Genomic DNA, 14,699 nt, shown 5'->3' with positions numbered 1-14,699 from the left:
CAGGGTGTGGAAAGATTTGATGCGGTGATTATCGGCGCCGGAGCGGCCGGATTGTTTTGCGCCGCGCAGGCGGGACAGGCCGGATTACGGGTTCTGGTTGTCGACAACGGGAAGAAAGCCGGGCGGAAGATCCTGATGTCCGGCGGCGGTCGCTGCAACTTTACTAACCTCTATACGGAACCGGCGGCGTATTTGTCACAAAATCCGCATTTTTGTAAGTCTGCCCTGGCGCGTTATACCCAGTGGGATTTTATCGATCTCGTGGGGCGTTATCAGATCGCCTGGCATGAAAAAACGCTGGGCCAGCTGTTCTGCGATGATTCCGCGGAGCAGATCGTCGACATGCTGTTGCAGGAGTGCGCCAAAGGCCAGGTTACCCTGCGTTTGCGCAGCGAAGTGCTGGAGGTGGCGCGCGAAGGTGAGGAGGCGTTCCTTATTCGCCTCAATGGTGGAGAGGTGCGTACGCCGGCGCTGGTCGTCGCCAGCGGCGGGCTGTCGATGCCGGGGCTGGGCGCTACGCCGTTCGGCTATCAGCTGGCGCAGCAGTTCGGCCTGAACGTTCTGCCCACGCGTGCGGCGTTGGTGCCGTTTACGCTGCACAAGCCGGTGCTGGAACATCTTCAGGCGCTTTCCGGCGTGTCGGTGCCGGCACTGGTGACGGCGGAGTCCGGCGTTGCCTTCCGTGAAAATATCCTGTTTACCCACCGCGGCCTGTCCGGCCCGGCGATTTTGCAGATTTCCAGCTACTGGCAGCCGGGGGAGTTGGTCAGCGTGAATTTGCTGCCGGATGATGACCTGAATGCGTTCCTTGATGGGGAACGGGCTGAGCATCCGAACCAAAGCCTGAAGAATACGCTGGCAAAACGGTTGCCGCGCCGGCTGGTGGAATGCCTGCAAACCCTCGGCCAGATTCCGGAGTTAACGCTGAAACAGCTGGATGCCAGGCAACAGACGCAACTGGCGGACACGCTGCACAACTGGCGGGTGCAGCCTAACGGCACGGAGGGGTATCGCACGGCGGAGGTGACGATCGGCGGCGTGGACACGGCCGGGCTTTCCTCCAAGACGATGGAAGCGCATAAGGTGCCGGGGCTGTACTTCATCGGTGAAGTTGTGGACGTGACCGGTTGGCTGGGCGGGTATAACTTTCAGTGGGCGTGGAGCTCGGCCTGGGCGTGTGCGCAGGCGCTGGGGGAACGGTGCGGAGGGAAGGGGGCTGGTTTGTAGTTTTTGTTAGTTTCGTATTGAAAAAACGTAAAGTATTAAGGAAATACCCGTCAGAGAGCCAAAGGGATTTACTCTTTGGTGCTAATGTAGCTTTTAAACCTGCTTTGACTAAGTTAGAACCGTTAATCTGTATACATCATCAATGTTAATAAGGCCTGCACATGGCCTGAAGCAGCCAACATATTGTTGTTTGGCTGCTGAGTGTCAGCAAGGTGGATCTCCGGATTTGGACATCATTAACTGAATGTGTCGCTTTCCCTTTCCTCTATCCAGGTAATAAGCTCTGTGAGCTGCGTATCTGAAAACACGGCTATACCATGCTCAGACAGTAACGATGCTGCGACTCCCATACCTGGTTTACGCTGGCCGCTAAAAGAGCCGTCATAGATATACCGGCTGCCGCATGTTGGACTACCGTCAGTTAACAACGCAGCAGTACAACCAGACTCCTGTGCGGTACGCAGTGCCAGCCAGGCTGCAAGCTGATAGTGCTCAGTAACATCCCGCCCTGTATTTTCTGTTATTCTGGCTCGTCCATGCATCACGTCGTTACCGTTAGCAGAAATAATCTCTGCCGGAGGGCGTGGTACAGACAACCCGGCAGCCAGTTCAGGACAATGGATCACCAGACGTTGCTCCTGTTGCCAATGGGCAAGCTGAGCGATTATCGGGGCTTTCTCACTGCCGTTATAGCGGACTTTGAAACCCATCAGGCAAGCGCTTACCAGAATTTTGTTTATCATTTTTTCTTGCAATTAAGATAATAAAACGCCTGGATTATAACACGTTAGCGTTATGCATTAACCTGCTTATCCTGGCACGGCGCACCGTGATAAAAGCGGGAATAAAACGGGCAGATAGGAAAGTAGCCAGGTCCGCTGTGAGCGAAAAGCAAAAATTAGCTTCAAAAGTACATCATAGGTTCACTGGAAGCGGGGGAATGATTATGCGGGATACTTACATTTTCTCGTAGGTGAAAATGACGGATAAATATATGACAAAAACGCCGGCGTGATTTTATCCAACACGCCGGCCCCGTTTTCACCTGGCCTCCATGTTCCCATATTTCCGGTAAGCCCCCGGCGTCTGGTGGAATGTTTTGCTGAAAGTCCGGGTAAACGTCTGCTGCGAATCGAAGCCGTATTTCATGCTGATATCCAGAATCCTGTCATTGGTATCAAGCAATTCCTGCGCCGCCATTTGCAGTCTTCTCTTGCGTACATATTGCCCCAGGCTCTCGCCCGTATGGCGTGAAAACAGTCGTTGCAGATGCCATTTGGAATAACCAGAATAGCGGGCGATTTCATCAATACGCAGCGGTTTATGCAGGTTTTGATCGATCCAGTCGACCAGCACTTCTACTACCTGAACGGGAATATTCATGCTTTCTCCTTAAACTATTCTTTTATTCGCCGGATTATTTATTCTTCCCACCATGCGCCGAAGGTTTGATCCTTCTGCGCCGGGTAAACAACGTCGCCCAACCTGGGCGTTAATAATGAAAATGCGTAGTTCTTGCTTGCCGCCGCCAGCCGGCGGTAAGGGTCGTCCCAGGCGTGGTTCGCCAGTACGAAGCGACCAGCGTGGCTGGGGATGACGGCGCGTGCGTTGAGATCGGCGGTGGCCTGTGCGGTTTCCTCCGGCATCATGTGAATCTGCTGCCAACCGGGGTCATACTGGCCGTTTTCCATAATCGCGATGTCGATAGCGCCGAAACGATCGCCAATGGCTTTGAAGTGCGGGCCGTAGCCGCTGTCACCGCTGTAATAAATCTTGCGCACCGGCGTTTCGAACAGAAAGCTGGCCCACAGCGTTTGGTTCCTCTTCAGGCTGCGTCCGGAGAAGTGCCGTGCAGGCAGAACATGAACGGTCAGCGTGTTGGTGAGCGTCCACGACTGCCGCCAGTCCGCTTCCCGGACCTTGTCTGGCGGGATCCCCCAATGTTCAAGATGAGCGCCTACGCCCAGCGGCGTCAGGAATTGCCCGACTTTTGGGTTAAGTGCCTGGATCGTGGCGTAATCCAGGTGGTCATAATGATCATGGGAAATGAGCAGATAATCGATTTCCGGCATGTCTTCCGCCCGCCACGGGTATTTTCCGCCGAACGCTTTGTTCAGGAAGGAGAAAGGCGCGGCGTAGTCGCTGAAAACCGGATCGATGAGAATGCGTTTGCCCGCCAGCTGCATGTACCACGAGGAGTGGCCCAGCCAGACGATGACATCTTCCTGCGTCTCCAGCGCTGCCAGATCGGTGGTGACATACGGCAGATCGCCGGCGGGGCGCAGGTTTTCCCGCTTGCCCGCGACAAACTCCCACAGCAGGGCCAGCTGCCCCTTGTCTCCGGTCAGCATGGTCGTCGGCAGTTCATTATGAAACTGCCCGTCATTATAGTGCGGGGAACGGGCCAGTTGCTCCGCGCGTTCTCCCTGCGGGGCATGGCCGAAGCCGGCATTGAGGCCTAACGAAACACATCCCGCCGCTGCTAATAACATCACAATCACCACGCTGACTTTGAGAAATTTCATGTTTAGACGCTAACCCGATCACACACTCCGTGCGTTCCTGAGTGATTCACTTGATTATGAGTGAGTAATTACTCATTATAGGTGGCGACGTTATACCGTCAAGCAGGTTTACAGAATCTATACAAATGTTGCGGTACGTAGGGGATCGTGTTTCAATCATGCGTTTTTTAACGCGCGGGGGGTAAAACGCGGTGGCGCGTCCTAAAAGTGAAGAGAAAAAGCAGGCTCTGCTGGAAGCGGCAACCGCCGCAATCGCACAGCTGGGTATCAGTGCGCCGACGTCGTTGATTGCCCGGAAGGCGGGCGTTGCCGAAGGCACATTGTTTCGTTATTTCGCGACCAAAGACGAGTTGCTCAACGGGGTATACCTGTTCCTGAAGCAGGATCTGTGTCAGTTCACGCTGGAGAATATCGACAGCAGCGAGCATGACGCCAGAAAATACACGAACTATATCTGGAACTGCTACATCGACTGGGCGATCCTTCATCCCGAAGGGCATCGTACTATGCGCCAGCTGGCGGTCAGCGACAAAATCACCGAAGAGACGGAGCAGCAAGGCGCGGATATGTATCCGGAAATGTACCGGCGGTGTGAGCAGTCCGTACGGCCGATCTTCCGCACGTCGCCGTTCCGTACTTTTGGCCACGGTATGTTTATGGCGCTGGCGGATACCACGATGGAGTTCGCCACCCGCGACCCCGAACGCGCCGCTGAGTATAAAAACATCGGCTTTGAGGCGACGTGGAAAGCGATTACCAATGGGGAATAAGCGTTAAGTCCGGCGCTGGCTTGCGGCGTCGGAAATGTTTTTCCCGCTTTCCCGGGGGCGTTAGGACTATTCCTTATTTAGGCATTCTGTTTTGCTTAATACATCCTTCCTGTTGTTATCCTCTGCATATAATTGCTTGTGTTTAATCGCTTTTATTATTAAGCAGCGAAAGCTTGATTAATTCCCGGGTTGTGACAATGTGGGCCAGATACTTTTTTACCTATTAAGAATGAATTAAAATTATCGGGCATAATTATGCATATTATTTTTATTAATCTTTTAGGGCAGGATGCACAATGAAAAAATTAGTTCTCGCTTGCGGTTTGCTGGCTTTATCTACCTCTGTATTTGCCGACATGACCGATACCTGTAAAAAATACGTTGATGAAGTCGACGCGCTGATCGCTAAAGCCTCTGAGAATGAAGCGGCTAAAGCGCAGATGGACGCGATGAAAACTCAGATGGAAGAGAGCAAGAAGCAAATCGCCGCGATGCCTGCGGAGTCTCAGGACACTGCCTGTAAGCAGGGTCTGGAGTATATGGGCCAGATGAAAGCATCGATGGGCATCCAGTAAGCCCGATTTTTAGTCTGAAATAGAGCCGGATATCATTTTTTATCCGGCTTTTTTATTTGCCGGTATAGTGATTACAGCAGTGAATTAGCGCAATTCTCTGATATTAACGAATGCGTGGTTTTTTCTTTACCAGGGATTTTCCGTCGGTTTTATCTGATCTTATTCATGGTGACACATTTTCCCGCTATATTTATCACTTTTCCTTTCCCCCCTTTTTCTTATTCGTCCGTTTCCTTCGATGTAAAGTCCGGCGGACACGCCGCTGAATCATTTTCCTTTGTGAATTTGCGGGAATAGCCGGGGTGTACTAATAGTTGAAGCTGTTCTGCAGGTTTTATCGTTTCACGTTAACGTGGAGGTACGTGATGAAGAAGATTGGTATCAATGGGTTCGGACGCATCGGCCGCTTGGTTTTACGCAGGCTGCTTGAGGTTTCCAGCGAACTGGAGATCGTGGCGGTAAACGATCTGACATCGCCCAAGGTCTTGGCTTACCTGCTGAAGCACGACACCAGTTACGGCGCTTTTAAAACCAGAGTGGACTATACCGATGACGCGCTGATCGTTGACGGACGAAAAATCACCGTGTACGCCGAAAAAGACGCGCGCAATATCCCGTGGGGTAAGCTCGGTGTTGAAATCGTGGTGGAGTGCACCGGTTTCTATACGTCCGAAGATAAAGCGCGGGCGCACCTGGACGCCGGCGCGAAAAAAGTGCTGATTTCCGCCCCGGCCGGGGATATGAAAACCATTGTGTTCAACGTGAACGATGACGCCATGAGCGCGGGCGACACGATTATCTCCGTGGCGTCCTGCACCACCAACTGCCTGGCGCCGATGGCGAAAGCGCTGCATGATGGTTTCGGTATCAAAGCCGGCACGATGACGACGATCCATGCCTACACCGGCACCCAGTCTCTGGTCGACGGGCCGCGCGGGAAAGATCTGCGTGCATCACGTGCCGCGGCGGAAAACATCATTCCTCACACCACGGGCGCGGCCAAGGCCATCGGCCTGGTGGTTCCGGCGCTGAACGGCAGGCTTAAAGGTCACGCCCAGCGGGTTCCGGTGCTGACCGGCTCGGTAACGGAGCTGGTCTCTGTGCTGGAGAAAAAAGTAACCGTGGATGAAATCAACGCGCTGATGAAGAAAGCCACGGAAAACAACCCCTCGTTCGGTTATACGGATGAAGAAATTGTGTCGTCCGACATCGTCGGTACCGAGTTCGGCTCACTGTTTGACGCAACGCAGACCGAAGTGACGGAATTCGGCGATCTGCAGTTGGTGAAAACGGTGTCGTGGTACGACAACGAATACGGCTTCGTCACCCAACTGGTCAGAACGCTGGAAAAATACGCCAAGCTTTAAGGCTGTTTCCCGTCTGCTGTTAGAGCCGCGCCCCGCTGTATGCGGGGCGTTTTGTTTCGGCCGCATAACCCGGCATGGGCAGCGTTTTTACCGCCCGTTCTTCCGCCGCCTGCCGCTGCTCCGGTGCGTAGGGCAGAAAGAGTTTGGCGTCGTCAATGTCCGTTTGCCGGCGATAGCTCTGCGGAGCCTGGCCGAAATGCTTCTTAAACGTGCGCGAAAACGACTGCTGTGAATCGAAGTGGTAACGCATCGCGATGCTCAGAATGGTTTCCTGGCTTGAACGCAGCATCAGGGCCGATGCGGTCAGGCGACGCAGCCGGATGTAGGTCGCCAGGGATTGCCCGGTAACGCTTTTGAAAATGCGTTGCAGGTGCCACCTGGAGTAACCGGCTTTAACCGCCACGACGCTGATGTCCAGCTTGGTTTCGAGATTATTTTCAATCCACTGCGCCAGCATGGCGGCGAAATGCTTGTAGCGGGCGTGTTGTTCCGGAGTTTCCCTCATTAATGTCCTCCTGCCGGCGCTTTGCCGCCGGATGAAATAAAGGGGGGTCTGGCGAACCAGATGCTGAAAATCAGCAACAGGAAGACCCAACCCAGCAGGGTGAAGTAGTCGATGGTCGACATCATGTACGCCTGGTGCTCTACCAGCCGATCCAGCTGAGCGAGCGTGCTTTGGCTGATGCCGCCGGCCTGTTCCAGGTAATCAATGCTGTTGCCGTTATACGGGGTGATATGTTCCGTCAGGTTGGCGTGGTGAAGGATTTCCCGCCGGTGCCAGATCCAGGTGGTCAGCGAAGAGGCGAAGCTGCCGCCCAACACGCGCAGGAACGTCGCCAGCCCCGATCCTTCCGCTACGTCCGACGGCGACAGGTTGGAAAGCAGGATGGTGTTGAGCGGAATAAACATCAGCGCCACGCCCAGTCCCATAAACATCTGCACCTGTGCAATGCTGGCGAAATCGACGTCGGTATTGAACCGGGCGCGCATAAAGCAGGAGAGCCCCATGGCGATGAAGGAGACGCTGGCGAGCAGACGCATGTCGATCCGGTTGGAATAGCGGCCGATCAGCGGCGACAGCAGCAGCGGCAGCAATCCCACCGGCGCGGCGGCCAGCCCGGCCCAGACGGCGGTGTAGCCCATCTGGGTTTGCAGCCACTGCGGCAGGATCAGGTTGACGGCGAAGAAGGCGGAGTAGCTGAGCAACAGCGCGCAGGTGCCGACGGTAAAGTTACGGTTTTTGAACAGACGCAGGTTAACGATAGGGTTGCTGTCGGTTAATTCCCAGATCACAAACGAAATCAGGGCGACAACCGAAATCAGGCCGAGGGCGATGATGGTGCGTGATTCGAACCAGTCCAGATCGTTGCCCTTATCCAGTACGACCTGCAATAAACCGACGCCAACCACCAGCAGCGCGACGCCGATATAATCGATAGGGATCTTGCGCGCCGTTTCTTCGCGCCCGCGCAACTGCACCCATACCACAATGGCGGCGAAAATACCGGTCGGAATGTTGATGTAGAAAATCCACGGCCACGAATAATTGTCCGTCAGCCAGCCGCCGGTGATGGGGCCGACGATCGGCGCAATCACGATGACCATCGACAGCAGCGCCAGCGCCATGCCCCGCTTCGCCGCGGGAAAAATCGACAGCAGCAGCGTTTGGCACATGGGAAACAGCGGCCCGGCGAAGAAACCCTGTAAGGCGCGGAACAGGATCAACTGCGTCATCGACTGGGCCAGCCCACAGAGAAACGAGGTCAGCGTAAACAGCGCAACGGAGGCGGTGAACAGGCGCAACTGCCCGAAACGGCGGGAAAACCAGCCGGTCAGGGGCAGCGCGATGGCGTTACAGACGCCGAACGAGGTAATAACCCAGGTGCCCTGTTCGCCGCTGACGCCGAGATCCCCGGCGATGCTGGGCAGGGCGACGTTGGCGATGGTTGAGTCCAGCACCTGCATAAACGTCGCCAGTGATAATCCCAGCGTCGCCAGCCAGAGGCGTGGTGGCTGAAAGGTCGTTTCGGCCATTATGGACGCGCCTGTGCCGTTTCGTGGTAGCCGGCGCCGTTTTCATGCAGGATGCGCGCGACCATCTCATCAGCCTGCGCCAGCGGGTTGTCGTAGACGTCGGTGCTGTAGCGCGCGTTCGTGACCCGTTTGTTGGCCAGCAGGGCGCCTTCTGTCTGCTTCAGGCTGACGGTGGCGGTCATCGACAGACCGATGCGCAGCGGGTACTGCTCCAGATTTTTGGCGTGCAGCCGCACTTTAACCGGCAGGCGCTGCACGATTTTGATCCAGTTGCCGCTGGCGTTTTGCGCCGGCAGTAACGAGAACGCGGAGCCGGTGCCGATGCCCAGGCTTTCAATTTCGCCGGTATAGCTGACGTCGCTGCCGTATAAATCAGACACCAGGGTCACCTGCTGCCCGATGCGCATCTCGCGCATCTGATTTTCCTTGAAGTTGGCATCTACCCAAACCTCATTCAGCGGCACGATGGACAGCAGGGTGCTGCCGGGCTGTACCCGGTTGCCGAGCTGCACGGCGCGTTTGGCGACGAAGCCGCTGGCCGGGGCGATGATGCGGGTGCGGGCGTGGTCAAGATAACGCTGGCGCAGCTGGGCAACGGCGGTTTTGATATCGGGGTGCGAAGCCAGGACGGTGTCGTCCACCAGGGCCAGCTGGGTGTTCAGCGCCTGACGCGCGGCGTCCAGTTCGTTGCGGGCTGCATCCAGCGCTTCGCGGTAATGCGTCAGATCTTCGGCGGAGATGGCGCCGGTTTTCAGCAGATTGCGCCGCCGGTTGTAGTCGTTCTGCGCCTGACGGTATGCCACCTCTTTGGCGGCGAGCTGCGCGCGATAGTTATCGGCGGTGCTGTACAGGCCGCGCACCTGACGTACCGCGCCGGCCAGGCTGGCCTGCGCGTTTTGCAGGGCGATCTCCGTTTCGCTGGGATCGAGGCGCACGATTTCCTGACCTTGTTCGACATAATCCCCTTCATCCGCCACCACCCGGGTCACGGTGCCGGTAATTTGCGGAGATAAAACGATCAGGTTGCCGTTGACGTAAGCATCGTCGGTTTCTTCATAATATTTGGCATGCAATTGGTAATAAAGAATTGCACCCGCAGAGGCAATTAACAGAATGAAGAAAAAAATGATGAAAGAGGTTTTTCTTTTACCTGTTAATTGTTTATTACGTTGCGATTGAATATCCGCGGGAGCATTTTGAGGTTTGTCGTCCATATTTTTTACCGTTGAATGATGATGTCACTCAGTGATTAATCCATCCGTCGGGATCGTGCATTTACGATCTTTCGTTTCGATATATTTATAGTTTTAGCGCTTTTTTAACCGGCGAATATGCTGAGTTAACAACGGCAATGTCGTCACATCCCCGGTATCGCGCGCGTTCGGGCGGGAGGGCCGGTGGAGCATGCAACATAGAGTCATATTCCATTTCATTGATAATTATCATTTTTATATTATTCACCCTTGTAAGGTAAGCCTGCGGGCCGGTCCGTGACGGTAATGTATTTGCCCTGGCAGCTATTCAGGACTAAAGTTACTGCCAGGGCAACTACATGTCAATGCCCCGGCATGAAGAAAAATTAATCGTGCTGATTTATTTAGGGAAATGGACGGCTATCCGATGAGATAACGCACAAAATTTGTCGCGTGAGCGGGCATATATTGGCAATTTGTGCACTACGCCACATATGATCAATTCGTGCATCGGTATTTGCCCGGTACAATTAAGATGATGTCTACTTTTAAAATGCATGTTAGTTTTTGACTGGAAAATTATTACAGGCTAAAAACAGACGGCAATGAATCGAAAACATGGTTTTCGGATCGCCGTAAACGGTATAAAGGGAGGAGCGGGGATTCATGGCAAACCCTTCAAATGGATATTTTGCCGGCATCGATGTGGGGTCGACGACAATTAAATTGGTGCTGCTGGATGCGCAGCAACAACTGATCCATTGTGACTATCAACGCCATTTCTCTGATATCCGTCAGACACTGTTGCGTTTACTGGAACAGGCACGGCAGCATTTTTCCGGCGGGGAGATTACTCCGGTGATTACCGGCTCAGGGGGGCTGGCGCTTTCTGCGTTGCTGGGCATTCCTTTTGAGCAGGAGGTTATTGCCGGGGCCAAAACCATCACCACGCTGATCCCGCAAACGGACGTCGCCATTGAGCTGGGCGGCGAAGATGCCAAGATCACCTATTTTGATCGGCACGGCGTCGATCAGCGGATGAACAACAGCTGCGCGGGCGGCACCGGCGCGTTCATCGATCAGATGGCGTCGCTGCTCGAAACCGACGCGGCCGGCCTGAACCAACTGGCCGACAATTACCAGACGCTTTACCCCATCGCATCGCGCTGCGGCGTTTTCGCCAAGACCGACGTACAGCCGCTGATTAACCAGGGCGCAGCGCGTGAAGATATTGCCGCCTCTATTTTCCAGGCCATCGTTAACCAGACCATCAGCGGCCTGGCCTGTGGTAAACCTATCCGTGGCAAGGTGGCGTTTCTCGGCGGGCCGTTCTATTTCCTTTCCAATCTGCGCAAGCTTTTCATTAAAACCCTGCGGATGAAGAAAGATGACGTCATTTTCCCCGAAAATCCGCAGCTTTTTGTCGCAATGGGCGCCGCGCTGCTGGCGATGGAGGAGAGTGACGGCAAAGCGCGGATGACGTTGCCGGACCTGATTGCCCGCCTTGAGGGGGCGCAGGAGAACACGGTAAAAGAGTCCGATCTGCTGACGCCGCTGTTTACGCGGCAGGAAGAGATTGACGCTTTCCGCCGCCGCCATGCCGCGGCCAACGTCCGGCGCGCTGCGCTGGAAAGCTATCGCGGCCGCGTCTTTATGGGCATCGACTCCGGCTCCACCACCACCAAGGTGGCGCTGATCGGTGAACAGGGCGAGCTGCTGTATGATTTTTATGGCAACAACAAAGGCGATCCGCTGACGCTGGTGCGCGATATTCTGTGCCAGATTTACACCGCGCTGCCGGAGGGCGTGACGATAGCGCAGGTGGTGACCACCGGCTACGGCGAACAACTGATCAAGGCCGCGTTCCAGGCCGATCACGGCGAAGTGGAAACCGTGGCGCATTACCGGGCCGCCGAAGCCCTGTTGCCGGGTGTGGAGTTTATCCTCGACATCGGCGGGCAGGACATGAAATGCCTGTACATCCGCGACGGAGCGATTAACAGTATTCTGCTCAACGAAGCCTGCTCTGCGGGGTGCGGTTCGTTTATCGAAATGTTCGCCCGCTCCCTGAACGTGCCGGTGACGGAGTTCTCGCAGAATGCGTTGCTGGCGCAGCGGCCGGTCGATCTCGGTTCGCGCTGCACCGTGTTCATGAACTCGCGCGTTAAGCAGGCGCAAAAAGAGGGCGCTACCGTAGCGGACATTTCCGCCGGGCTTTCCTATTCCGTTATCAAGAATGCGCTGTTTAAAGTGATTAAACTCAAGCGCATGGACATGCTGCCGCAGAAAATCATGGTGCAGGGCGGCACTTTCTATAATGAAGCCGTGCTGCGCGCGTTTGAGCAACTGACGCAGCGCGAGGTGGTGCGCGTGGATATTGCCGGGCTGATGGGCGCTTACGGCGCGGCGCTGATTGCGCGCGATCGGGCGGGAAGCCGGGCGGAAAGCACCCTGCTTCACCCCGGCGCCCTGACGGCCTTTGGCGTAAGTCAGCAAAGCGATCGCTGCAAAAAGTGCAACAACCAGTGCCTGCTGACGATCAACTGTTTCGACGACGGACGTGAATTTGTTTCCGGCAACCGCTGTGAGAAGGGCGCACGGGCCGAGATCGCGCCAAGCGAACTGCCCAACCTGTATGAATATAAAGAGCAATGCCTGTTTGACTACCCGTCGCTGAGCAAAGAACAGGCGACGCGCGGCAGCGTCGGTATTCCGCGCGTGCTGAATATGTATGAAAACTATCCGTTCTGGCATACGTTCTTTACCGCGCTGGGCTTCCGGGTGGTGCTTTCCCCGCCTTCCACCGACCGTTTATACCTGAAAGGTATTGAAACCATTCCGTCGGAGTCGGCCTGCTACCCGGCCAAGATGGTGCACGGGCACATCGAACATCTGCTGGATCGTAAAGTCGACCGCCTCTTTTTCCCTTCGGTAACGTACGAGTGGCAGGAGTTCGGCGGCAGCGATCATCACTTCAACTGCCCGGTGGTCAGTACCTACTCCGAGCTGGTGCGCCATAACGTCGACCCTATCCGCGACGGCAAGGTGCCGTTCCATAATCCGTTCCTCAACTTCAATCACCTTGAGTCGATGGAAAAGGTACTGGCGGGTGAATTCAAATCGCTTGGTGTTACCCGGACGGAGGTCCGCCAGGCGGTGCGCGAGGCCTGGCAGGAATTGCAGACGGTGCGCCAGGAGATCCGCGATCGCGGGCAGGCGGTGGTGGACTGGCTGGCGGCCAACGGCCGTAACGGTATCGTGCTGGCCGGGCGTCCTTATCATCTGGACCCGGGGATTCATCATGGTATCGATCGCATCATCATCGAAGAGGGCATGGCGGTACTGACCGAAGACAGCGTGGCGCATCTGGGCGATGCCTTGTTGCAGCGCCCGCTGCGGGTAATCGACCAGTGGGCCTATCATGCCCGGCTGTACACATCGGGGGCGTTCGTCGCTGCCACGCCGCAGCTGGAGCTGGTGCAGTTGACGTCGTTCGGCTGCGGCCTGGACGCGCTGACCTCCGAGCAGGTTGAAGATGTGCTGCGCGCCGCCGGCAAGATTCATACCCTGATCAAGATTGACGAAGGCGCCAACCTCGGCGCGGTGCGTATCCGTATCCGTTCGCTCAAGGCGGCGATGGAGGCCCGCAGCCAGCGCGGCACGGCGGATGACACCGCGCAGCCTTACCGCGCACAGCGGGTGCCGTTTACCGAGGCGATGCGCAAAACGCATACCATCCTGGCGCCGCAGATGTCGCCGATCCATTTTGACCTGGTGCAGTCGGTGTTCCACAGCGAAGGCTACCGGCTGAAGGTGCTGGAAACAGTCAGCAAAGCCGCCATTGAGGAAGGGCTGAAGTACGTCAACAACGATGCCTGCTATCCGTGCGTGCTGGTCACCGGGCAGATCGTAGAGGCGCTGACCAGCGGGGAACACGACCCGCAATACAGCGCGGCGATTATTTCCCAGACCGGCGGCGCCTGCCGGGCCACCAATTACATCGCGTTCATCCGCAAGGCGCTGGAGGATGCGGGGTTCCCGCAGGTGCCGGTTATTTCTCTGAGCGACAAAGGCATCGAGGAAAACCCCGGTTTCCGCTACAGCTTTACGATGGTGAAAAAGTCGATCATGGCGGTGATTTACGGCGATCTGTTGATGAAAGTGCTGTTTCGCACCCGGCCTTATGAGCTGGTCGCCGGCGAGGCTGACCGGCTGTTTAACCGCTGGAACCTGCGCTGTAAGGAAAACCTGCTGGGTGATGGCAATATGCGGCAATTCCGGCGTGATATTGATGGGATCGTGGCAGACTTTGACCGGTTGCCGCTGCGTGATGTGCATAAGCCTAAGGTTGGCGTAGTCGGCGAGATTTTGGTCAAGTTCCACCCCGGCGCCAACAACGATTTGGTGAAACAAATCGAGGCCGAAGGCGGGGAAGCGGTGGTGCCGGACATGCTTGATTTCTTCCTGTCCTGCACCTACGGCACGCGCTTCGATCACAAGCAGTACGGGTTAAGTTTCATGAACATGGCGATTAATCAGGCCGTGACCCGTTACATCGAGTGGATCCGCGGCGCGGCGCGCAGTGCGCTGACGAAAAGCCGGCGCTTCAGCGCACCGCCGCCGATAGCCGAACTGGCCTCCATGGCGGAAGAGATGGTGTCGTTGGGTAATCAGGCCGGGGAAGGGTGGCTGCTGACGGCGGAGATGCTGGAACTGCTGGAAACCGGCGTGAACAATATCGTTTGTGTTCAGCCTTTTGGCTGCCTGCCGAACCATATTACCGGACGCGGCATTATCAAAAGCCTGAAGGCGCGCTATCCGGCCGCGAATGTTTTCGCCATTGACTATGATCCGGGCGCCAGCGAAGTTAACCAGCTCAACCGGTTGAAGCTGATGATGTCGGTGGCGAAAAACGCCATCTATCTGCAAAACGAGCCGGACCCGGATTTCTCAGCCTGCAAACCATGCGGTAAAAACGACAGTCTGCTGCTGGGCGGCGCGTCATAAC

Annotated in this window: 11 protein-coding genes; 5 read left to right on the top strand and 6 right to left on the bottom strand. The window is 55.9% G+C overall.

Annotation, left to right across the window (positions count from 1 at the left end; translation table 11 throughout):
- The first annotated feature begins 6 nt into the window (after nt 1–6).
- Nucleotides 7–1,227 carry a BaiN/RdsA family NAD(P)/FAD-dependent oxidoreductase gene (locus C8D90_RS08270; RefSeq protein WP_115457972.1) on the top strand — a complete coding sequence of 407 codons (1,221 nt, stop codon included), beginning with the start codon at nt 7–9 and terminating at the stop codon, nt 1,225–1,227.
- Nucleotides 1,228–1,463: 236 nt separating this feature from the next.
- Here the strand turns inward: C8D90_RS08270 and C8D90_RS08265 are convergent, their stop codons facing one another.
- From C8D90_RS08265 to C8D90_RS08255, 3 genes are all read right to left on the bottom strand, one after another.
- Nucleotides 1,464–1,970, bottom strand: coding sequence for a DUF523 domain-containing protein (locus C8D90_RS08265; RefSeq protein ID WP_115457971.1), 507 nt, complete (start codon nt 1,968–1,970; stop codon nt 1,464–1,466).
- Between the two features lie 298 nt (nt 1,971–2,268).
- Nucleotides 2,269–2,610, bottom strand: coding sequence for a RamA family antibiotic efflux transcriptional regulator (locus tag C8D90_RS08260; RefSeq protein WP_115457970.1), 342 nt, complete (start codon nt 2,608–2,610; stop codon nt 2,269–2,271).
- Between the two features lie 38 nt (nt 2,611–2,648).
- Entirely contained in the window at nt 2,649–3,752 is a 1,104-nt protein-coding gene (locus C8D90_RS08255; protein WP_115457969.1) for an MBL fold metallo-hydrolase, read from the bottom strand.
- A 191-nt stretch (nt 3,753–3,943) separates the two neighbouring features.
- Here C8D90_RS08255 and C8D90_RS08250 point away from each other — a divergent pair, with 191 nt between their 5' ends.
- The 3 genes from C8D90_RS08250 (at nt 3,944) to gap (ending at nt 6,464) form a co-directional block, all read left to right on the top strand.
- Complete coding sequence (locus tag C8D90_RS08250) at nt 3,944–4,522, top strand: TetR/AcrR family transcriptional regulator (RefSeq protein ID WP_115457968.1); 579 nt, start codon at nt 3,944–3,946, stop codon at nt 4,520–4,522.
- 296 nt (nt 4,523–4,818) lie between these two features.
- Nucleotides 4,819–5,097 (top strand): DUF5339 domain-containing protein, encoded by a 279-nt coding sequence (locus C8D90_RS08245; RefSeq protein WP_115457967.1) that lies wholly within the window; start codon nt 4,819–4,821, stop codon nt 5,095–5,097.
- 365 nt (nt 5,098–5,462) lie between these two features.
- Nucleotides 5,463–6,464 carry a type I glyceraldehyde-3-phosphate dehydrogenase gene (gap, locus tag C8D90_RS08240; protein WP_115457966.1) on the top strand — a complete coding sequence of 334 codons (1,002 nt, stop codon included), beginning with the start codon at nt 5,463–5,465 and terminating at the stop codon, nt 6,462–6,464.
- 19 nt (nt 6,465–6,483) lie between these two features.
- Here gap and C8D90_RS08235 read toward each other — a convergent pair whose 3' ends face one another.
- Genes C8D90_RS08235 through C8D90_RS08225 form a run of 3 tightly spaced genes read right to left on the bottom strand, consistent with a single transcriptional unit; the run spans nt 6,484 to nt 9,712 of the window.
- On the bottom strand, nt 6,484–6,969 hold the full coding sequence (locus C8D90_RS08235) for a helix-turn-helix domain-containing protein (RefSeq protein ID WP_230472983.1): 486 nt from the start codon (nt 6,967–6,969) through the stop codon (nt 6,484–6,486).
- Complete coding sequence (locus tag C8D90_RS08230; protein WP_115457965.1) at nt 6,969–8,498, bottom strand: DHA2 family efflux MFS transporter permease subunit; 1,530 nt, start codon at nt 8,496–8,498, stop codon at nt 6,969–6,971. The genes C8D90_RS08235 and C8D90_RS08230 overlap by 1 nt, the downstream gene beginning before the upstream one ends.
- Nucleotides 8,498–9,712, bottom strand: coding sequence for an efflux RND transporter periplasmic adaptor subunit (locus C8D90_RS08225; protein ID WP_115457964.1), 1,215 nt, complete (start codon nt 9,710–9,712; stop codon nt 8,498–8,500). The genes C8D90_RS08230 and C8D90_RS08225 overlap by 1 nt, the downstream gene beginning before the upstream one ends.
- Before the next feature lie 645 nt (nt 9,713–10,357).
- On the opposite strand from C8D90_RS08225, the gene C8D90_RS08220 reads away from it, so the two are divergent.
- Nucleotides 10,358–14,698 carry a 2-hydroxyacyl-CoA dehydratase gene (locus tag C8D90_RS08220; protein WP_115457963.1) on the top strand — a complete coding sequence of 1,447 codons (4,341 nt, stop codon included), beginning with the start codon at nt 10,358–10,360 and terminating at the stop codon, nt 14,696–14,698.
- Nucleotide 14,699: the final 1 nt, after the last annotated feature.

This window comes from Enterobacillus tribolii (genome assembly GCF_003363015.1).
GTDB classification, from domain to species: domain Bacteria; phylum Pseudomonadota; class Gammaproteobacteria; order Enterobacterales; family Enterobacteriaceae; genus Enterobacillus; species Enterobacillus tribolii.
This window is presented reverse-complemented; position numbering and strand designations above follow the sequence as displayed.

Coding starts and splice junctions, on each gene's coding strand:
- C8D90_RS08265 (WP_115457971.1), bottom strand. CDS start 1,970: ATGATAAACAAAATTCTGGTAAGCGCTTGCCTGATGGGTTTCAAAGTC.
- C8D90_RS08260 (WP_115457970.1), bottom strand. CDS start 2,610: ATGAATATTCCCGTTCAGGTAGTAGAAGTGCTGGTCGACTGGATCGAT.
- C8D90_RS08255 (WP_115457969.1), bottom strand. CDS start 3,752: ATGAAATTTCTCAAAGTCAGCGTGGTGATTGTGATGTTATTAGCAGCG.
- C8D90_RS08245 (WP_115457967.1), top strand. CDS start 4,819: ATGAAAAAATTAGTTCTCGCTTGCGGTTTGCTGGCTTTATCTACCTCT.
- gap (WP_115457966.1), top strand. CDS start 5,463: ATGAAGAAGATTGGTATCAATGGGTTCGGACGCATCGGCCGCTTGGTT.
- C8D90_RS08235 (WP_230472983.1), bottom strand. CDS start 6,969: ATGAGGGAAACTCCGGAACAACACGCCCGCTACAAGCATTTCGCCGCC.
- C8D90_RS08230 (WP_115457965.1), bottom strand. CDS start 8,498: ATGGCCGAAACGACCTTTCAGCCACCACGCCTCTGGCTGGCGACGCTG.
- C8D90_RS08225 (WP_115457964.1), bottom strand. CDS start 9,712: ATGGACGACAAACCTCAAAATGCTCCCGCGGATATTCAATCGCAACGT.
- C8D90_RS08220 (WP_115457963.1), top strand. CDS start 10,358: ATGGCAAACCCTTCAAATGGATATTTTGCCGGCATCGATGTGGGGTCG.